The 17,708-nt window shown below is 68.5% G+C and carries 19 protein-coding genes; 10 read left to right on the forward strand and 9 right to left on the reverse strand.

Features of this window, described 5'->3' with window-relative positions; genetic code table 11:
* The first annotated feature begins 85 nt into the window (after nt 1-85).
* Together AC1ROD_RS06415 and AC1ROD_RS06420 are read left to right on the forward strand one after the other, a co-directional pair.
* On the forward strand, nt 86-715 hold the full coding sequence (locus AC1ROD_RS06415) for a hypothetical protein (protein ID WP_492947409.1): 630 nt from the start codon (nt 86-88) through the stop codon (nt 713-715).
* 18 nt (nt 716-733) lie between these two features.
* Complete coding sequence (locus tag AC1ROD_RS06420) at nt 734-1,363, forward strand: squalene/phytoene synthase family protein (protein ID WP_492947410.1); 630 nt, start codon at nt 734-736, stop codon at nt 1,361-1,363.
* On the opposite strand, the gene AC1ROD_RS06425 is transcribed toward AC1ROD_RS06420, so the two are convergent.
* The 3 genes from AC1ROD_RS06425 to trmFO form a co-directional block, all read right to left on the reverse strand.
* Entirely contained in the window at nt 1,360-2,250 is an 891-nt protein-coding gene (locus tag AC1ROD_RS06425) for an oxygenase MpaB family protein (RefSeq protein ID WP_492947411.1), read from the reverse strand. The two genes, AC1ROD_RS06420 and AC1ROD_RS06425, sit on opposite strands and share 4 nt — an antisense overlap.
* A 67-nt stretch (nt 2,251-2,317) precedes the next feature.
* On the reverse strand, nt 2,318-2,794 hold the full coding sequence (locus AC1ROD_RS06430) for a DUF1579 domain-containing protein (RefSeq protein ID WP_492947412.1): 477 nt from the start codon (nt 2,792-2,794) through the stop codon (nt 2,318-2,320).
* Nucleotides 2,795-2,826: 32 nt separating this feature from the next.
* A complete protein-coding gene (gene trmFO, locus AC1ROD_RS06435) occupies nt 2,827-4,227 on the reverse strand; it encodes a methylenetetrahydrofolate--tRNA-(uracil(54)-C(5))-methyltransferase (FADH(2)-oxidizing) TrmFO (protein ID WP_492947413.1) in 1,401 nt (466 codons plus the stop codon).
* A 96-nt stretch (nt 4,228-4,323) separates the two neighbouring features.
* Here trmFO and AC1ROD_RS06440 point away from each other — a divergent pair, with 96 nt between their 5' ends.
* Both AC1ROD_RS06440 and AC1ROD_RS06445 read left to right on the forward strand, forming a co-directional pair.
* Nucleotides 4,324-5,130, forward strand: a complete 807-nt coding sequence (locus tag AC1ROD_RS06440; RefSeq protein WP_492947414.1) for a hypothetical protein — start codon at nt 4,324-4,326, stop codon at nt 5,128-5,130.
* 112 nt (nt 5,131-5,242) lie between these two features.
* Nucleotides 5,243-6,073, forward strand: a complete 831-nt coding sequence (locus AC1ROD_RS06445) for a hypothetical protein (protein ID WP_492947415.1) — start codon at nt 5,243-5,245, stop codon at nt 6,071-6,073.
* A 74-nt stretch (nt 6,074-6,147) separates the two neighbouring features.
* Here AC1ROD_RS06445 and flgH read toward each other — a convergent pair whose 3' ends face one another.
* Genes flgH through flgF form a run of 4 tightly spaced genes read right to left on the reverse strand, consistent with a single transcriptional unit; the run spans nt 6,148 to nt 9,252 of the window.
* Complete coding sequence (flgH, locus tag AC1ROD_RS06450; RefSeq protein ID WP_492947416.1) at nt 6,148-6,909, reverse strand: flagellar basal body L-ring protein FlgH; 762 nt, start codon at nt 6,907-6,909, stop codon at nt 6,148-6,150.
* A gap of 12 nt (nt 6,910-6,921) precedes the next feature.
* Nucleotides 6,922-7,710 carry a flagellar basal body P-ring formation chaperone FlgA gene (gene flgA, locus AC1ROD_RS06455; RefSeq protein ID WP_492947417.1) on the reverse strand — a complete coding sequence of 263 codons (789 nt, stop codon included), beginning with the start codon at nt 7,708-7,710 and terminating at the stop codon, nt 6,922-6,924.
* Nucleotides 7,711-7,713: 3 nt separating this feature from the next.
* Complete coding sequence (flgG, locus tag AC1ROD_RS06460) at nt 7,714-8,502, reverse strand: flagellar basal-body rod protein FlgG (RefSeq protein ID WP_492947418.1); 789 nt, start codon at nt 8,500-8,502, stop codon at nt 7,714-7,716.
* A 12-nt stretch (nt 8,503-8,514) separates the two neighbouring features.
* Nucleotides 8,515-9,252 (reverse strand): flagellar basal-body rod protein FlgF, encoded by a 738-nt coding sequence (gene flgF / locus AC1ROD_RS06465; protein WP_492947419.1) that lies wholly within the window; start codon nt 9,250-9,252, stop codon nt 8,515-8,517.
* Nucleotides 9,253-9,432: 180 nt separating this feature from the next.
* Here flgF and AC1ROD_RS06470 point away from each other — a divergent pair, with 180 nt between their 5' ends.
* The 6 genes from AC1ROD_RS06470 to AC1ROD_RS06495 all read left to right on the forward strand — a co-directional run bounded on the left by AC1ROD_RS06470 (nt 9,433) and on the right by AC1ROD_RS06495 (nt 15,531).
* On the forward strand, nt 9,433-10,101 hold the full coding sequence (locus AC1ROD_RS06470) for a flagellar basal body-associated FliL family protein (protein WP_492947420.1): 669 nt from the start codon (nt 9,433-9,435) through the stop codon (nt 10,099-10,101).
* Nucleotides 10,101-11,147, forward strand: coding sequence for a flagellar motor switch protein FliM (gene fliM / locus AC1ROD_RS06475; protein WP_492947421.1), 1,047 nt, complete (start codon nt 10,101-10,103; stop codon nt 11,145-11,147). Before AC1ROD_RS06470 ends, fliM begins: the two co-directional genes overlap by 1 nt.
* Nucleotides 11,144-11,746, forward strand: coding sequence for a DUF6468 domain-containing protein (locus AC1ROD_RS06480; RefSeq protein WP_492947422.1), 603 nt, complete (start codon nt 11,144-11,146; stop codon nt 11,744-11,746). The genes fliM and AC1ROD_RS06480 overlap by 4 nt, the downstream gene beginning before the upstream one ends.
* Before the next feature lie 40 nt (nt 11,747-11,786).
* Nucleotides 11,787-12,737: a MotE family protein gene (locus tag AC1ROD_RS06485; RefSeq protein ID WP_492947423.1), complete on the forward strand. Its 951-nt coding sequence runs from the start codon at nt 11,787-11,789 to the stop codon at nt 12,735-12,737.
* 94 nt (nt 12,738-12,831) lie between these two features.
* Nucleotides 12,832-13,092 carry a DUF3297 family protein gene (locus tag AC1ROD_RS06490; RefSeq protein WP_492947424.1) on the forward strand — a complete coding sequence of 87 codons (261 nt, stop codon included), beginning with the start codon at nt 12,832-12,834 and terminating at the stop codon, nt 13,090-13,092.
* Nucleotides 13,093-13,179: 87 nt separating this feature from the next.
* Entirely contained in the window at nt 13,180-15,531 is a 2,352-nt protein-coding gene (locus tag AC1ROD_RS06495; protein WP_492947425.1) for an arylsulfatase, read from the forward strand.
* A gap of 39 nt (nt 15,532-15,570) precedes the next feature.
* On the opposite strand, the gene AC1ROD_RS06500 is transcribed toward AC1ROD_RS06495, so the two are convergent.
* On the reverse strand, nt 15,571-16,035 hold the full coding sequence (locus AC1ROD_RS06500; protein WP_492947426.1) for a chemotaxis protein CheW: 465 nt from the start codon (nt 16,033-16,035) through the stop codon (nt 15,571-15,573).
* 2 nt (nt 16,036-16,037) lie between these two features.
* Nucleotides 16,038-17,519: a methyl-accepting chemotaxis protein gene (locus AC1ROD_RS06505; protein ID WP_492947427.1), complete on the reverse strand. Its 1,482-nt coding sequence runs from the start codon at nt 17,517-17,519 to the stop codon at nt 16,038-16,040.
* Nucleotides 17,520-17,708: the final 189 nt, after the last annotated feature.

Consider the following 17,708-nt stretch of genomic DNA (forward strand, 5'->3'; position numbering starts at 1 on the left):
GACGCATCATCTTTCCCTCCCCCGCGCGGGGAGGGAGATGTATGTCTGGCGTGAGACAACTCATTACCCGGGGGAGGGCGTTCGCATGGCCGGACTGCTGAGCAATTTCCGAAACACCGTCATTCTCGGCCTGATTCTGGCGGCCTTGATGATGGTCGCCACCGGCTTCGTTGCGCCCCGCGGCTTCGAGCGCGAGTTCCTGCGCGCGGTGCTGACCTGGGCGACTGCGGTGTCGGTACTGCTGTGGATCGGCCTGCTCTACTACTTCAACGTGGTCCAACTGAGGGTCTGGTCGCAGATCCCGGCGGATCAGAAGCAGGTCATCAACCTTTATATCACCCCCGTGGCCCTGGTCTGGGTGCGCTGGGCGTCGCTGGCCGCGGTCGTGTTCGGGGCCGCCGCCGCGCTCGCTCACTCCGGCGTCTATCTGGCCGAGATCGCCACCGTGGGCTTTTTCCGCGGCTTCGCCTCCGGTGACCAAGCCTATGTCCTGCTGGGTGTCGGCGCTTGGCTGGCCGTCATTATGTGCCTGAACACCTGGGCGGTCATCTGGCCAAACCAGCGACGCGCGCTCAACATCGGCCAAGGACAGGTCGAGCTCGAGGAAGATGTCCGCGCCAAGGCTGGCCGTGTCGCCATGTTGGCCACGCGCGTCAATCTGCTGCTCAGCCTGCCGATGATGACCTTCCTGACGTTCCAGCCGCTGTTCGGCTGATCGGGCGATGACGGCGGGATGAGCGAGACCGACCTCGACGCCCAGGTGCGGGACGCCGATCCCGACCGCTGGCTGTCCAGCCGGTTCGTTGGCGACCTCGAGGCCCGCGCGGACCTGATCGCCCTCTACGCCTTCGAGGCGGAGCTTCTGACCATCCCGACGCGGGTCACCCAGCCGATGCTGGCCGAGATGCGCTATGTCTGGTGGCGAGATCAGATGGATGGGGTCTTTTCAGGCCAACCGCGCAAGGGCCATCCGGTGCTGGAGGCGCTGACGGCTGCGGCGGAACGACGGCCGCTGGATCGCGCGCCGTTCGACGCCCTGATCGAGGCCCATGTCGGCCGGGTCCACGGCGAGCCCCACGATCTGGACGCCTTCTACGTCGGTCCGATGCAGGCGGCGGTGCGCATTCTGGCGGGCGAGGGGCATGACGCCGCCGTGGTCGAGGCCGGGCGCGTCCGGGGCCTGACCCAGGTCGGGCGGGCCGAGGAGGCGAAGGCCTTGCGCGGTGCGGCCAATGCCGGGCTGAAGACCCTGCCGACAGCGGCCTTCCCGGCGGTGGCCCATGCGACCCTGTCGGGCGCCGAGCGCGGCGAGGGAACCAAGCGGCTGAAGCTGCTGTGGGCCAGCCTGAGGGGGCGAATCTAGCGGGGATTCCCGTTCGGCCAGGACAGGACTTCCGGCGGCCAGACCTGGCGGTTGGGCGAGCCGGTGTAGGTCCAGTTGAGAGTGCGCTGCATGGTCCGGGCGCCGGCCCTGGCCACGGTTGAGGCCTTGGGCAGGCTGTGCATCTCGCGCGCCCAGTCGGGCAGCAGGTCGGCGCCGGCCTGCATGATCAGATCGGCGGAGATGTCCTCGAAGAACCCGCCGACCTTCTGGCGCATGACCAGGGCCGCGACCTCGGTCGTACGGGCGTCGGCCTTAAGCTGCGGCCGCATGGACTGGATCAGGGCCTCGGCCTCGGCCCTGTTGGTCGGGACGGGATCGGCGCCGAGCGCGATGCCGATCCGCGCCATCTCGGCCAGATAGGCGTCCTGATCGGCCAGGGACATGGTCGGCTCGGCATAGCGGACCCAGCTGTCGAGGAAGCTGATCGTCTCGGTCACATGAACCCAGGCCAGCAGAGTCGGGTCGCTGACGCGATAGGGCGCGCCGTCGGGCAGGGTCCCGCCCAGTTTGTCGTGAATACGCCGGACCTTGTCGATGGCGGCGTTGCCCGCGACGGCGTGGTCATAGGTGGTGACGGCGATGAACTTGGCCGTTCGCCGCAGCCGCCCATGCATGTCGGCGCGAAAGTCGGAATGGTCCCAGACCCCCGCCAGCACCGCCGGATGCAGCATCTGGAGCAGCAGGCCCGAGACGCCGCCGATCATCATGGTGACGATGTCGCCATTGACCCGCCAGGCGACGGAGTCCGTCGGGAACAGGGCGTCGGCGCGGCGCAGGGCGGGCCGCTCGCCGCGCTCATAATCGTTGAACAGCTCGTTGATACGCCGCCGGATGGCGATCTTCACGGTTTCGGACGGAGAGGGCATTCAGACTTGAGGGGAGGCGTCGAACTTGAACATCGGTGGTATCGTCACGCCATGCGCAAGTCGACCTTCAGGCCCTTGTGAAGTCCATGGTCCAGTTGGTTTCCCAGGTCGCGCCGCGGTCGGCCGACATCGCCTGCTCCCAGCGGGGCGTTTCGGTCCGGGTGTTCAGCCACAGGAACCGGGTCAGGATCGGGCGGCCGTTCAGCGTATCCTCGGCGAGGAAGGTCCCGTCGCCGTCCTCGAACCGGCCGACCACGGGCACGTCCATGCGATGCGGATCGTTGGAGGCCAGCCACCAGATGGCCCAGGCCTTCGCCGCCGGATCGTAAGAGCGGATCGCGATGGCGCGGATCGTCCCGCTGGGGAAGTGCAGGACATTGTCCTCGATATTGCCGTTTCCGCCCAGCACCGTCCGCATCTCGCAGGCGCCGTCGAAGGCGTCCCAGTCGGTGCAACCGGCCAGACGCTCGCGCAGGCGGCGATGTTTGACCGTCCACCGCCCGATCTGGAAATCGAAGTCCGGGCAGGCGTCGGGCAGGGACATGGTCACATCCTCAAGGAACAGGCGGCGGGCGCTCAGGCGGCAGCCGCGTCCCGCCAGGCCTTGAGCGCCTCCAGAGCGCGGATGCTCATCAGACGCTTCTTGGCCCGGCCGCGTTCCTTGAGCGGGATCTTCTTGCCCTCTTCATCCACCTTGGGTGCGTCAAGGGGTGGCAGCAGTCCGTAGTTGATGTTCATCGGCTGGAATTTGGCGCCGTCCAGATGGCCCCCGGTGATGTGCTCGACCAGGGCGCCCAGCGCCGTATGGGCGGCCGGGGCGTCCAGCGGCTTGCCGAGCCGTTCGGCGGCGGCGAGGCGGCCGGCCAGAAGGCCCGTGGCGGCGCTTTCGACATAGCCCTCGACCCCCGTCACCTGACCGGCGAAGCGCAGGCGCGGCATCGACTTCATGCGCAGCTGGCGGTCCAGCAGGTGAGGCGAGTTCAGATAGGTGTTGCGGTGCAGGCCTCCGAGGCGAGCGAACTGGGCGTCCTGCAGGCCGGGGATCATGCGGAAGACCTCGGCCTGGGCCCCGTGCTTCAGCTTGGTCTGGAAGCCGACGATGTTGAACAGGGTGCCGAGCGCATTGTCCTGACGCAGCTGGACGATGGCGTGGGCCTTGACCAGAGGGTCGCGCGGGTTGGTCAGGCCGACGGGCTTCATCGGGCCGTGGCGCAGGGTCTCGCGGCCGCGCTCGGCCATGACCTCGATGGGCAGGCAGCCGTCGAAATAGGGAACGTTCTCCCACTCCTTGAACTCGGCCTTGGGGCCGTTGAGCAGGGCGTCGATGAAGGCCTCGTACTGCTCCTTGTTCATGGGGCAGTTGACGTAGGCGGCGGCGTCTCCGCCCGGGCCTTCCTTGTCGTAGCGCGACTGCCGCCAGGCGATGTCGAAGTCGATCGACTCGGCATGGACGATGGGGGCGATGGCGTCGAAGAAGCTGAGGCTCTCCTCACCGGTCAGCGTCAGGATGGCGTCGGCGAGGGCGGGGGAGGTCAGGGGGCCGGTGGCGACCACGACGCTGTCCCACTCCTCGGGCGGCAGGCCGGCGATCTCCTCGCGCTGGATGGTGACCAGCGGATGGGCCTCCAGCTTCGCCGTAACGGCTTGCGAGAAGCCGTCGCGGTCGACGGCCAGGGCGCCGCCCGCCGGAACCTGATGAGCGTCGCCGCAGGACATGATGATCGAGTCCAGCGCCCGCATCTCGGCGTGCAGCAGGCCGACGGCGTTGTGCTCCCAGTCGTCGGAGCGGAAGGAGTTGGAGCAGACCAGCTCGGCCAGACCGTCGGTGTGGTGGGCGTCGGTCTTCACGCCCGGAACGCCGCGCATCTCGTACAGGATGACGGGCACGCCGGCCGAGGCGATCTGCCATGTGGCCTCGGAGCCGGCGAGGCCTCCGCCGATGACGTGGATGGGCTTGATGTCGGAAGAAGAAGTCATGGCGGGCCTTCTAGAGCCCTCGGGAGCGTTCGTCAGCATTCGTCTGGTCGCAGACGTAAGGCAGGCGCTAGAGTGGTGACGAAGACGGGGGAATGAATGGCGGAATCGCCTGCAAGGAAGCGGCTGGACCTGATCGAGGTCCTGACCGAGGCGGTGGGGCGGATGGGCGAGATGGCGCGCGGCGCCGGTCCCGCCCTGGCCTTGACGGCCGTTCTGGCCCTGGCCGTGGTCTTGCTGCGTCTGCCGCACGGGGCGGGACTGCTGCTGTCGGCCCTGACCCTGATCGCCGGGCTGGCGGCCTTTGGCGCGACGACGCGGATCGGGACGGCGGGCGATCTGGAGGCGGCGCGGCGCGCGGGCCTGCGTCCCGGCGGCCTGCAACTGGGCAAACCCGAGGCGCGGCTGGCGGGGGCGACCCTGCTCTGCGCCCTGTTCATGGCGATCATGCTGGCCCTGCTCTTCCTCGTGGCCTTGGCCCTGTTCGGCGGGGCAGGCCTTAACGCCGAGGCGGTCAAGGCGCGCGACTGGGCCGCTGTCGGCCCGGCGTGGAAGCTGGTGTTGCTGGCCGGGGTGACGTTGGTGGTGCTGGGGGCGCCGCTGCTGTTCGCGGTCCGGCTGAGCCTCTATGCCCCCGCGACGGTTGGACGCGGCCAGATGATCTCCCTGACCGCGACGGGCCTGACCAACCGGGCCATCCTGCCGCTGCTGGCCGGGCTGATCGCCTGCGCGGTTCCGGGTCTGATCTGGCTGGGACTGGTCGTTGCGGGGGTTCTGGGCGGCAAGGCGGCTGGGGCTGTGGCGGTCCTGACGCTGGTCGCGATCCAGTGGCCCCTGACCAGCGCCTTTCTGGGCGCGGCCTATCGGCGGCTCGAGACCCACGAACTTCTGGGGGTCTGGCAGTGAAGCCGAAGCCGGCCAGGACGATTGGCGGACCTCAAGTCTTTGAAAGAAGGGCGACGTCGTCCTGGCCCCGCGCTATGAGCGGCGGCGAGAGAGTCGCCCTGGGAGTGAACGGATGAGTTTTTCGGCAACGGAAGCCGCCTTCGAAGGCTTCAGGGTGACCCGGCATCATCCGCTGGCCGTCGTGGCCTGGACGGGGGTGTCGCTGGTGGCCGTCGTCGCGATGGCGTTCATCGCCATGCCAATCCTCAGCCCCGTGGCGGATGAGTTCCGCTCTATCCTGGCCTCCGGCGGTGTCACCCAGCCGTCCGCCGCCATGGCGGAACGATTTTCCTATGCGGCAATGGCGACGGTCCCCGTCAGCCTTCTGATGCAAGCCATCCTCCTGCCGGCCATCTATCGGGCCATGAGCCAGTCTGGTGGCGACAGGTTCGGCTTCCTGCGGCTGGGACCTGATGAGCTTCGGGTTTTCGGCGCCCAGGTGATCATCACCCTGGTGTCCCTGATCGTCAGTCAGGGCGGCGAACTGCTGGCGACCTTGGCCACCGGCGTGGGCGGCGCCGGCCTGGGCTTGCTGGTCGAGGTCGTGGTGATGGTGGTGGGCCTCTATCTGTCGGTACGTCTGGTCCTGGTGGCGCCCGCCGCCTTCAGCCAGGGACGGATCGATCTGAAGGCTGGATGGGCGGCGACCGCCGGCCTTTTCTGGCCTCTGATCGGAATGGCGATCATCGCGGGCTTCATGGCCTTCGTGGTCATGCTCCTGCTGGGGATCATCGCCCTGCCGATTTCGATCGGTATGACGGGCGGCGCGGCCGGTCCGGCGGGTCTGGTCGCCGGGGGCGGTCTTCTGATTATCCTCTCGCTGGCCATGGCCCTGACGACCGTCATTCTTGTCGCACCGTTCATGGTGGCCTACCGCGAGGCCCGGGCGCCGGCGAAGGGCTGACAGAAAAGGGGCCGCGCATCGCACGGCCCCTATCCAATTCCAGTCTCGAGTCGCGCGACCGCGCGACAGGCCCGTTAAAACGGGCTGAAACGCTCGACCAGGGCCTGGGCGGCAGGCGTGGCCTGCACCCGGCTGATGTCGCCGCGGCCGCCGTAGCTGATGCGGGCCTCGGCGATCTGGGTGTGGTTGATGGTGTTGGCCGAGGAAATATCTTCCGGGCGCACGATGCCGGCGACGGTCAGCTCGCGGATCTCGCGGTTGGTGCGCACTTCTTGCCGACCTTGAATGACGAGGTTCCCGTTCGACAGGACCTCGGTGACCACGGCGGCGATGGTCAGGTCGACCTTTTCCGAGCGGCTGACGGCGCCGGAGCCCGTTGCGTTGCTGGAGCCCGACATGCCGACCATGTTCGCGGGGTCGAAATCGCCCGGCAGCACGCGGCCCAGGCTGCTTTCCAGCCCGAACAGGTGGCTGACCCCGGCCGAGCTGTCGTTGGTGCGGGCGCGGGTGGTCGAGTTGGAAGTCTGGGCCTTGTCGTCGATGGAGATCGCGACGGTCAGGATGTCGCCGACGCGGCGGGCGCGCTGGTCGCCGAAGAAGGTGCGGGCGCCGGTGCGCCACAGGCTGTTGGCGCTGGCGGCCATGGCGCCGTTCTGACGGGCGCGGATGGCGGCCTGCTCTTCGGGCGAGGGCTGGTAGGTCTGGCTGGTCGGGACCAAGGCGGCTGGATAGCCGATGGGAGCCAGTTCGGGGCCGCGCACGGCCTCGACGGCGGTGGAGCAGGCGCCCAGAGACAGGGCGGCGGCGGCGACGGAGAGGATCAGGACGGTACGCATGACGGCAGGCTCCTAGCGAGCGGCGAACTGTTGGGGATTGGCGCGGGCGGCCTGGGCCGCCGGGCCGACGACCGCCTGGCCGGGGCCGGTGGCGACCGCGTCGATGGTGCGGTTGGAGGTGGTGTTGAGCACGGAGACCGGCTCGCCGATCGCGGCGTTGCGGGTGGCGCGGCCGGTGACGGTCAGCTTCACGCCGCCGACGTCATAGGTGACCTCGACCATGTCGTTGCGGGCGATGACCTGGGGCGAGGCCAGGTCGCGTGTGGCGACCGGGGCGCCGGCGCGCAGCGGGCGTTTGGCGCTGAGGCCGATGACCCGGTCGGCGTCCTGGGGACCGCCGGCGGGGGCCATATGGGCCTGAAGCGTGGTCCAGACGACGTCTTCGGGCTGGATCACATCGCCGGTGTTGAGGTTGCGGGCATAGGTCAGGACGTCGACCGTGGCGCCGGGGCGGCCGGCCGTGGCGGAGGCGGCGCCGGTCGAGGTCGCGCCCGTCGAGGCGGGGGTCAGGACGGCGGGCGAGGCCGAGCCCTGGCGGACCACGACGCGGCTGAGCCCTTGCGGGTTCGACCACTGCAGCCCGGCGCGCAGGGCCTGGCCCTGAAGCTGGCCCGCCTCGAAGACGATCGAGGGGCCGGCGCGCGTGCCGACGACGACGTTCGCGGCCGTGCCCGCGCCGTCGAAGATGTCGCCCAGGGTGACGCGGCCGTCGTCGTCGACGGGCTGGGCCTTGAGGGTGACGGGCCCCGCGAGCGCCGGAGTGGCGGCGAGGGACAGGAGGAGGGCGATGGCGATGCGCATGGCTTAGCTCTTCACCTGGGAGGTCACCGACATCATGTCGTCCGCGGTCGAGATGACCTTGGAGTTCATTTCGTAGGCGCGCTGGGCGACAATCAGGGCGCTGATCTCGCTGACGGCGTCGACGTTCGAGCTTTCGGTGTAGCCCTGCAGAAGTTGCCCGAAGCCGGGCTCGCCGGGCGCCGCGACATTGGCCGGACCCGAGGCGGCGGTTTCCATCAGCAGGTTGTCACCGACGGCTTCCAGACCCGCTTCGTTGAAGAAGTTGGCGATTTCCAGCTGGCCAACGACCTGCGGATCCACCTGTCCATCGATCTTGACCGAGACCTCGCCGGTCTTGGAGATGATCGTGTCGACGGCGTTCTGGGGGATGGTGATCGCCGGCTCGACGGCATAGCCGTCCTCGGTGACGAGCGTGCCCTCGGGGCTCAGGGAGAAGTTGCCGGCGCGGGTATAGCCGATCTCGCCGGAGGGCAGGGTGACCTGGAAATAGCCGTGGCCATCGATGGCCACATCGTACTGGTTGTCGGTCCGGCCCGGCGTGCCCTGTTCGGTGATCCGATAGACGCTGCCCGCCTTGACGCCCAGGCCGACCTGGATGCCCGTCGGGACCACGGTGCCGGCGCTGGACGACTGCGCGCCCATCCGCTCGACGTTCTGGTACATCAGGTCCTGGAACTCGGCCCGCTGGCGCTTGTAGCCGACGGTGTTCATGTTCGCGATGTTGTTGGAAATGACTTCCACGTTCAGCTGCTGGGCGGCCATGCCCGAAGCTGCGGTTCTCAGAGCGCGCATCTAACGGCCCTCCTAGTTCGCCCGACCAAGGCGCTCGACGGCGCGCTTGGACAGGTCATTGACGTTTTCGATCATCTTGGTCGCCTGTTCGTAGGCGCGGCTGATCTCGATCATCGAGGTGATCTCGGTCAGCGGATTGACGTTGGAGGCTTCCAGCGAACCCTGGCGGATCTTGGCGCCCGTGGCGTCGATCGGCGTGGCGTTGGAGCGGTTGCGGTAGAGGCCGTCGCCGTCCTTGGACAGGGCGCCGAGGGTATCGAAGCGGGCCAGGGTCAGCTTGCCCACGAGGGCGCCGTTCTGGCTGATGGTGCCGTCCTCGCCGATGACCGGCGCGCCCTTGGCGGGGTCCAGGATGATGTCGCCGCCGTCGCCCTGAACGGCCAGCCCGGCCTTGGTGACCAGCTTGCCGGTCGGGTCCAGGGTGAAGGCGCCGTCGCGGGTGTAGGCGTCGGCGGTCCCGTCATTGACGGTGAAGAAGGCGCCTTCGCCCTCGATGCCGAAGTCGAGGTCGCGGCCGGTCTGCTGCAGGGCGCCCTGGCCGAAGTCGCGGCCGACGCCGTTGTCCAGGACGAAGCTGGCGCCGGGTTTGATCGAGTCGTTGCGGGCGCGGGCGCCGACCTCGGTCCCGACCAGCAGCTGCTCGACCTTGAAGCCGGTCGTGTTCGCATTGGCGATGTTGTTCGCCACGATGTCGAGCTCGCGGCGCAGCGTCATCTGGCGGGACAGTCCGATATAGGCGGCGTTTTCCACGGGGCGGGCTCCTTCGTTAAGGGTCCACGCAATGACCGTGCCAACAGGGTTAATGCAGGCGTGGCGGGCTTTTGAGCGGATTTCGGGCCCTGGCGCCCGGCAGGATTTGCCGGATTTCAATCTCGCGTTAACCAAACTGGCTGCATCTGGAGGCTGGAATCATTCCGGGGCGTCGGACGCATGTTGAAGCTTGGCAAGAAGAAGGGGCCGCCTGACGATACGGCGACCGACATCGCCGTGGCCCATGGCCATGAGGTCGATGGCGACGCGCCCGCCAAGAAGAAGCTGCCCCTGCTGTTCATCATTGCCCCTGTCGCGGCCCTGGTCCTGATCGGCGGCGGCGCCGGCGCCTTCTTCATGCTGCAACCCAAGCCCGCCGCCGCCGAGGGCGAGCACGGCGAGGCCGCCGCCGGTCACGGCGAGGAGAAGGCCGAAGGCCACGGCAAGAAGGAAGAGAAGAAGGGCGGCCACGGCGCGGCCAAGGAAGGCGAGGGCGAAGCCGCCGCCGATCCGTCGCTGGGCGTCGTGTCCGAGGGACCCGACGGCGTCACCTTCCTGACCCTGCCTGACATGGTGGTGGACATCCAGTCGCAGGACGGCCGCCCGACCCATATGCAGCTGAAGCTGACGCTGGAGATGAAGGACGCCGACCTGGCCACGACCCTGCAGGAGCAGATGCCGCGGATGCAGGACATGTTCCAGGGCTTCCTGCGTGAACTGCGTCCCGAGGACATGGCCGGTTCGGCCGGCAGCTATCAGCTGCGCGCCGAGATCCTGCGCCGCGTCAACCTGATCGCCGCCCCGGGCAAGGTCGATGCGGTCCTGATCGAAAAGATGCTGATCCAGTAATGAGCGACACCGAGTTCGCAGACTCCGGCCTGGGCGACGAGTTCCGCAGCGCGGCGTCCGAACGCGTCCTGAACCAGGACGAGATCGACAGCCTGCTGGGCTTCGACCTCGGCGACGACGACGGTTCCGAACGGACCGGCATCCGCGCCATCATCAACTCCGCGCTCGTCAGCTACGAGCGTCTGCCGATGCTCGAGATCGTCTTCGACCGCCTGGTGCGGCTGATGACGACGTCCCTGCGCAACTTCACCTCCGACAACGTCGAGGTGTCGCTGGACAACATCTCCTCGATCCGCTTCGGCGACTATCTGAACTCCATCCCGCTGCCCGCGATCCTGGCGGTGTTCCGGGCCGAGGAGCTGGACAACTACGGCCTGCTGACGGTCGATTCCAACCTGATCTATTCGATCGTCGACGTGCTGCTGGGCGGGCGTCGCGGCACCGCGGCCCTGCGCATCGAGGGGCGGCCCTACACCACCATCGAACGGGTGCTGGTGCAGCGGATGGTCGAGGTCATCCTGGCCGATGCACAAGCCGCCTTCGAGCCCCTGACCCCCGTCCACTTCAACCTGGACCGTCTGGAGACCAACCCCCGCTTCGCCGCCATCGCGCGCCCGGCCAACGCCGCCATCCTGGTCAAGCTGCGCATCGACATGGAAGACCGCGGCGGCCGGGTCGAGCTGCTGCTGCCCTATGCGACGCTGGAGCCCATCCGGAAGATGCTGCTGCAGCAGTTCATGGGTGAGAAGTTCGGCCGCGACAACATCTGGGAAGGCCACCTTGCCACCGAGCTCTGGACCACCGACACCGAGGTGCGCGCGGTCCTGGACGAGCAGCAGGCCCCGCTGTCGACGGTTCTCAATCTGAAGGTCGGCGACACCTTCATGCTGAACGCGACTCCCGATAGCGACATCTCGATCCGTTGCGGCCCGATTCCGGTCACGACGGGCCGAATGGGCCGCAAGGGCCAGCACATCGCCGTTCGCGTCGAGGCGCCCATCAGCGTCGAGGTCGCGAGCAGCCTGACCCGGGTGAAACGCTCATGATCGGCATCGTCCTCGACTCCTTCCTGATGCTGCTGCTGGTCGCGGCCATCGGTTACGGCATCCGTCTGGAGAAGAAACTGACCGCCCTGCGCGCCGGCCAGCTGGCCTTCGCCGGCGCGGTGACCGAGCTGAACCAGGCCGCGGGCCGCGCCGAGAACGCGCTCCGGGCCCTGAGCGCCGCGGGCGACGAGGCCGACATGCTGCACGACCGCATCCTCAAGGCCCGCGCGGTCAAACAGGAGCTGGACGTGCTGATTGCCCGCCAGTCGCGGGGTCTGTCGGGGCCGGCTCCGGCGGCCGTGCGTGAACCCGAGATCATCCGCGAACCCGAGATCATCCGCGAACCCGAGCCCGTCCGCGCGCCGCCTGCGCTGCGCAATCCCCTGATCCACGGCCTGCCCGACGACGAGGACCGCGCCCTGCGCATGGCCGCCCTGGCCGAGCGTATCTCGGGCATGAACGCGGCCCGCACCGCCGCCCCGGCCCCCGGCCGCGAAAATGTCAGCGCCATCATGTCGGCCCTGACCGCTAACCAAGCCGCGCAACAGAGCCTCAACAAGGCCCGGCGTAGTCTGGACGACGATCTCTTCGCGGCGTGACGCCGAAACCTCCCTTTCCTGAGTACCGAGACCTGTTCTGATGGCCAAAGTTCCTCGCCTCCTGCCGCTCATCGCCATCGCCATCGGCGGGGTGGTGGCCGTGCGCGCCGTCGGCGCGGGTCCAGGCCTGTTCGAGGGCGCCAAGGCCTGGGCCGAAGACGCCGCGGGCGCGGTCGCCCCGGCCCCGGGCAATACGGACGTGCCCAAGGCGCCGGCCCCTGTCTGCGCCCTGACGCCGGAACAGCTGGCCCAGCAGGCGGGGATTTCCCCGGCCGAGCTGCGGATCATCCAGTCGCTGTCGACGCGCCGCAAGGAGCTGGACGCCCGCGACGCCGACTTCTCGACCACCCTGCCGCTGATGGTCGCCGCCGAGCAGAAGCTGGACGCCAAGGTCCAGGCCCTGAACGCCATCAAGGCCGAGATCCAGGGCATGCTGGGTCAGGTCGACGCCAAGGCCAAGGCCGAGACCGACCGTCTGGTCGCCGTCTATTCGGCCATGCGCCCGCGTGAGGCCGCCGCCGTGTTCAACACCCTGTCTGACGATGTGCGCCTGCCGGTCGCCGCCGCCATGCGTCCGCGCGGTCTGGCCGCCATCCTGGCCCAGATGCCGCCCGCCAAGGCCCAGGAACTGACCGAGAAGCTGGCCCGCCGCTATGAGGCCCAGCAGCTGGCCGCGCGCGCCGCCGCCGCCGGCGCCGCTGAACCGGCCGCTCAGACCGCCGAACAGCCCGCTGCGCCTCCGGCGGCGACGCCCGCCGCCAACGCCGGCGCCGGGGCCGCCGCCAAGCCCGCGACCCAGACGCCCGCCGCCACGCCGACGCGTCAGGCTCCGCGCGCCGCCGCCAATCGTCCCCGCACCCCGGCCCGGACCCCGGCTCGCACGCCTGCGCGCCAACCCGCCGCCACGCCGGCCCCGTCGGGACCGCAGCCCTACGCCGCCGGCGCCTCGGCCCCGGCCGCCGCGCCTGCGCCGCGTCAGTCGGTTCAGTAAGGCGGGTCAATAAGGCCGGGGCGCACTCCCCGGTTGGCAGGGCGGGCGAGGGGGGCTATGCACGCGCCTCCTCTTTCGCCTTCAGGCCACCACCATGTCCGACACGCCTCCCGACCGCCTCTCGGTCAATCCGAGCAGCAAATTCTACGACGCCGACGTGCTTCAGCGCGGCGTGGGCATTCGCTTCAAGGGCGAGGAAAAGACCAACGTCGAGGAATACTGCGTCTCGGAAGGCTGGGTCCGCCTGGCCGCCGGCAAGGCCGTGGACCGCAAGGGCAACCAGCTGACCATCAAGCTGCAGGGCGTGGTCGAACCCTACTTCCAGAGCGCCGACGAGGCCCCCGTCGAGGGCTGAGCCTGATCCTCGACCCGGGGTTGGACCCGATGGCGAGGCCCAGGGCGGTGGATAGGCTGAGAGGACCCGTCCTCTCAGGAGCCTGCCATGCCTGTCGACCCGGATCGTTCGCGCCTTCCCCTTCCCGAACCGGAGTTCAAGGGGGTCATCGGCAAGACCTATCTGGACTCGAAAGAAGACTGGCCAAAGGTCCCGACCCCGCCCGATGGCGCGCCCAATGTGGTGGTCATCCTGCTGGATGACGTCGGCTTCGGTCAGGTTTCAACCTTCGGCGGTCCGGTTCCGACGCCCGCGCTGGACAAGCTGGCCGCGCGCGGTCTGCGCTACAACCGCTTTCACACCACGGCGATCTGCGGGCCGTCGCGCGCGGCCCTGATCACCGGCCGCAACCACCACAACTGCGGCGTCGGCTTCCTGGCCGAATGGGCGACGGGCTTTCCCAGCTACAACAACATGATCCCCCGCAGCACGGCGACCATTGGCTCGGTGTTGAAGGGCAATGGCTACGCCACCTCCTGGTTCGGCAAGAACCACAATACGCCCGACTGGGAGAGTAGCGTCGCCGGACCGTTCGACCGTTGGCCGACCGGCATGGGCTTCGACTATTTCTACGGCTTCATCGGCGGGGAGACGCACCAGTATTACCCGGTCCTGTTCGAGAACACGGTCGCGGTCGAGCCGCAGAAGACGCCCGAAGAGGGCTATCACTTCATGGAGGACATGACCGACCGGGCCATCAACTGGATCCGGTACTCGAAGGCCGTGGCCCCCCAGAAGCCCTTCTTCACCTATTTCGCCCCCGGCGCCGCCCACGCGCCGCACCATGCGCCCAAGGCATGGCGCGAGAAGTTCGCGGGCCAGTTCGACGCCGGCTGGGACGCGGTGCGCGAGGCGACGTATCGGCGGCAGCTGGAGGCCGGGATCATCCCGCCCGGGACCGAGCTGACGCCGCGTCCGGACTGGGTGAAGGCCTGGGACAGCCTGCCGGCCGACGAGCGCAAACTCTATGCGCGGTTCATGGAGAATTTCGCCGGCTATCTGGCCTATGCCGACAGCGAATGCGGCCGGCTGATCGAGGCGATCGAGGCCCTGCCGGACGCGGACAACACCCTGATCCTCTATATCGTCGGCGACAACGGCGCGAGTTCGGAGGGCGGCTTCTCGGGCACGGTCAATGAGATCATGAACCTGAACGGCGTGGCTTCGCGGCTGGAGGACAATCTGGCCATGCTGGACGAGATCGGCGGGCCGGACACCGAACCCCACTATCCTCTGGGATGGGCCTGGGCCGGCAATGCCCCGTTCCAGTGGGTCAAGCAGGTGGCCTCGCATCTGGGCGGGACGCGCAACCCGATGGTCGCCGCCTGGCCGGCGGGGATCAAGGACCACGGCGGGGTACGCGACCAGTTCACCCACCTGATCGACATCATGCCGACCATTCTGGACATCGCGGGCATCCCGGCGCCGCAGTCGGTGGACGGGGTCGAGCAGAAGCCGCTGGACGGCGTGCCCATTACCGCCACCTTCGTCGACGCCAGGGCGAAGCCGGTGCGTGAGCGGCAGTATTTCGAGGTCTTCACCAACCGGGCCATCTACGACAAGGGCTGGATCGCTTGCGCCCAGCACACCCTGCCCTGGCGACAGGATCTGGCCCCCGGTCACTGGGAGAACGACCGCTGGGAGCTCTACAACCTCGACGAGGACTTCTCCGAGGCCAAGGATCTGGCCGAGGCCATGCCGGACAAGCTGGCGGAGATGAAGGCCCTGTTCGATGAGGAGGCGCGCAGGAACAACATCTATCCGTTCGACGACCGCGGCTCGGGCCGGCTGGCGACGCCCAAGCCCTCGCCGGGAGGGGCGGACCCGAACCGGACCCACTTCACCTATTTCGCGGGCGCCTCACGCCTGGCCGAGACGGCGTCGCCCAACACCAAGAACCGCTCGCACCGGATCACCGCCGAGATCGAACTGCCGGACAAGGGGGGCGAAGGGATCATCGTCGCCGCCGGCGGCAGCTCGGCCGGCTATGCCCTGTATGTCCAGGACGGCAAGCTGGTCTACCACTACAACTGGTTCGACAGGGAGCGGACGGATGTGATCTCCGACGTCCCCGTTCCGTCAGGCAGGAGCACGGTGTCGGTGGAGTTCGCCTATGACGGCGGCGGCCTCGGCAAGGGCGGCGAGGCGGTGATCGGGATCAACGGCAAGGAGGCCGGGAAGGCGCGGATCGAGAACACCGTCGCCGGCCGGTTCGGCATCGACACCTTCGGCGTGGGCTCCGACACCGGCTCGCCGGTCGGCAAGAGCTATGCGGCCCCGTTCCGGTTCACCGGCAAGGTGCTCAAGGTCGAGGTCGAACTGGGGCCGCGCGACCTGTCGCCCGAGGACGAGACCAAGCTGCATTCCATGAACACGGCCTTCGCCGAGACGCACGAGTAGGGCCGTGTCGCCGGGACATGTTACCGGGGCGGGGCGGCCTCAGGCCGCCTGAGACGGGCTGACGGGCAGCAGTGCGTCGATGACCAGGCGCGACAGCATGCGGCCCTCCAGCGGAATGATGGCGTCGACGAACGGCGCCTCGGCGCCGCCGCCCATCTCGGGCGGGGCCTGGAGCAGGCTGGCCGGAAGCTGGAAAGTCTCCTGCACCTCATCCACCAGCACCCCGGCCATGCGGGAGCCGTGCTCGATGACCACGATGACGTGGCGCGGCGAGGGTTCGGTCGGTCCGACGCCGAGGCGCTGACGCAGGTCCAGCACCGGCATGACCGCGCCGCGCAGATTGATGACCCCGAGGATGTAGTTCGGCGTCTGGGGAATCGGGGTCGCCGGGGTCCAGCCGCGGATCTCGCGCACCGAACGGACGTCGATGCAGTATTCCTGACCGCCGATGGCGAACGAGATCAGCTCCAGAATCCCGTCGGCGTCGGTGTTCAGCGAGGTCATGGTCAGAACTCTTCCCACTCGTTGACGACCTTCAGGGCCGTCGCGCCCATCGAGCGCGGAGGGGAGTGTACGGCGGGTTGAGCCGGGACGCCACCGGGAGCGCCATTGGGGGGCGCTCCCTGTGCGAACGCCTCGATCCGGGCCTGAGCGGCGCGGACGGGGTTGGGGGCGCGGAAGTTGTCGGCGGAGCGGGCTCCGGTATTGAACCGCTGCACCATCTGGGCCAGCTGGCTGGCCTCGGAGCGCAGGCTGGCGGAGGCGGCGGTGGCCTGTTCCACCATGGCCGCGTTCTGCTGGGTGACCTGATCCATCTGGTTGATGGCCGAGTTGACCTGGGCCAGGGCCGTGGACTGTTCCTGGGCCGAGCCGGCGATCTCGATGATCAGGCCGTCAACCTCGGCGACGCGGCCGGCGATGGAGGTCAGGGCCGCGCCGGTGTCGTCGACCAGCTTCACACCCCGGGCGACCTGGGCGGTCGAGGCGGTGATCAGGGACTTGATCTCCTTGGCTGCTTCGGCCGAACGCTGGGCCAGGGCGCGAACTTCCTGGGCGACGACCGCGAAGCCGCGGCCGGCGTCGCCCGCCCGCGCGGCCTCGACCCCGGCGTTCAGGGCCAGGAGGTTGGTCTGGAAGGCGATTTCGTCGATCACGCCCAGGATCTGGCCGATCTCGTTGGAGCTGCGCTGGATCTCGCCCATGGCGGCGACAGCCTCGCGGACCACTTCGCCGGAGTGTTCGGCGTCGGCCCGGGCGCTGCCGGCGGCCCCGGCCGCCTGCTTGGCGCCCTGCGCGCTGCGCTGGACGGTGGCGGTGATCTGGTCGAGGGCGGCGGCCGTCTCCTCAAGGCTGGCGGCCTGTTGCTCGGTGCGGCGGGCCAGATCGTCGGAGGCGCCGGAAATCTCGTCGGAGCCGCAGCGGATCGAGCCGATGCTCTGCAGCACCGAGTCCAGCGTCGCGCGCAGGCTTTCAACGGCGGAGTTGTAGTCGTCCTGAACGGTCTTGTGCGCGCCCTGCCGATCGCCTTCGAGCCGCGCGGTCAGGTCGCCGTCCGACAACCGGCTGAGGCTCCCGGCGAGGGCCGCGACCAGGTCGTTCTGGGTCTCTTCGGCCTGTTGACGCGCCTGCTCGCTGCGGGCCGCGTCCTGCTCGGCCTTGGTGATGTCCACCGCCAGCTTGATGACCTTGTAGGGCTTGCCGGCCGCGTCGAGGACCGGGTTGTAGGAGGCCTGGATCCAGATCTCGCGCCCGCCCTTGGCGAGGCGGCGGAATTTCTGGGCGACGAACTGGCCGCTTCTCAGCTTGTGCCAGAAGGCGCGGTACTCTTCGCCCGCGGCCTCGGCCGGGTCCATGAAGAGGCTGTGATGCCGCCCCACGATCTCGCCGGCGGAATAACCCAGGGCCCCGAGGAAGTTATCATTGGCCTGGATGATGGTGCCGTCGAGATTGAATTCGATCACGGCCTGGGAGCGCGAGATGGCCGCCATCTTGCTCTGGAGATCGTAGGCCGCTGCTGCTGACTCAGCATCGAGCTTCTTGGAACGCGCAAACATGTGTTTCCCCTCAAGACAGCCTTTGGTGGTAAGGCTCCCCTTGGGGCAGCTAAGGCGCGATTGGTTACCCGCGCCTTTATGTCGCGTTGGGGACTGCTACTCAGTTGAATGCCGGAAGACTTC

It is taken from the genome of Brevundimonas sp. GW821-FHT12E07 (assembly GCF_058807035.1).

Coding starts and splice junctions, on each gene's coding strand:
- AC1ROD_RS06470 (WP_492947420.1), top strand. CDS start 9,433: ATGTTGAAGCTTGGCAAGAAGAAGGGGCCGCCTGACGATACGGCGACC.
- flgG (WP_492947418.1), bottom strand. CDS start 8,502: ATGCGCGCTCTGAGAACCGCAGCTTCGGGCATGGCCGCCCAGCAGCTG.
- AC1ROD_RS06490 (WP_492947424.1), top strand. CDS start 12,832: ATGTCCGACACGCCTCCCGACCGCCTCTCGGTCAATCCGAGCAGCAAA.
- AC1ROD_RS06445 (WP_492947415.1), top strand. CDS start 5,243: ATGAGTTTTTCGGCAACGGAAGCCGCCTTCGAAGGCTTCAGGGTGACC.
- AC1ROD_RS06415 (WP_492947409.1), top strand. CDS start 86: ATGGCCGGACTGCTGAGCAATTTCCGAAACACCGTCATTCTCGGCCTG.
- AC1ROD_RS06495 (WP_492947425.1), top strand. CDS start 13,180: ATGCCTGTCGACCCGGATCGTTCGCGCCTTCCCCTTCCCGAACCGGAG.
- flgH (WP_492947416.1), bottom strand. CDS start 6,909: ATGCGTACCGTCCTGATCCTCTCCGTCGCCGCCGCCGCCCTGTCTCTG.
- AC1ROD_RS06480 (WP_492947422.1), top strand. CDS start 11,144: ATGATCGGCATCGTCCTCGACTCCTTCCTGATGCTGCTGCTGGTCGCG.
- trmFO (WP_492947413.1), bottom strand. CDS start 4,227: ATGACTTCTTCTTCCGACATCAAGCCCATCCACGTCATCGGCGGAGGC.
- AC1ROD_RS06425 (WP_492947411.1), bottom strand. CDS start 2,250: ATGCCCTCTCCGTCCGAAACCGTGAAGATCGCCATCCGGCGGCGTATC.
- fliM (WP_492947421.1), top strand. CDS start 10,101: ATGAGCGACACCGAGTTCGCAGACTCCGGCCTGGGCGACGAGTTCCGC.
- AC1ROD_RS06500 (WP_492947426.1), bottom strand. CDS start 16,035: ATGACCTCGCTGAACACCGACGCCGACGGGATTCTGGAGCTGATCTCG.
- AC1ROD_RS06420 (WP_492947410.1), top strand. CDS start 734: ATGAGCGAGACCGACCTCGACGCCCAGGTGCGGGACGCCGATCCCGAC.
- AC1ROD_RS06485 (WP_492947423.1), top strand. CDS start 11,787: ATGGCCAAAGTTCCTCGCCTCCTGCCGCTCATCGCCATCGCCATCGGC.
- flgA (WP_492947417.1), bottom strand. CDS start 7,710: ATGCGCATCGCCATCGCCCTCCTCCTGTCCCTCGCCGCCACTCCGGCG.
- AC1ROD_RS06430 (WP_492947412.1), bottom strand. CDS start 2,794: ATGTCCCTGCCCGACGCCTGCCCGGACTTCGATTTCCAGATCGGGCGG.
- AC1ROD_RS06505 (WP_492947427.1), bottom strand. CDS start 17,519: ATGGCGGCCATCTCGCGCTCCCAGGCCGTGATCGAATTCAATCTCGAC.
- AC1ROD_RS06440 (WP_492947414.1), top strand. CDS start 4,324: ATGGCGGAATCGCCTGCAAGGAAGCGGCTGGACCTGATCGAGGTCCTG.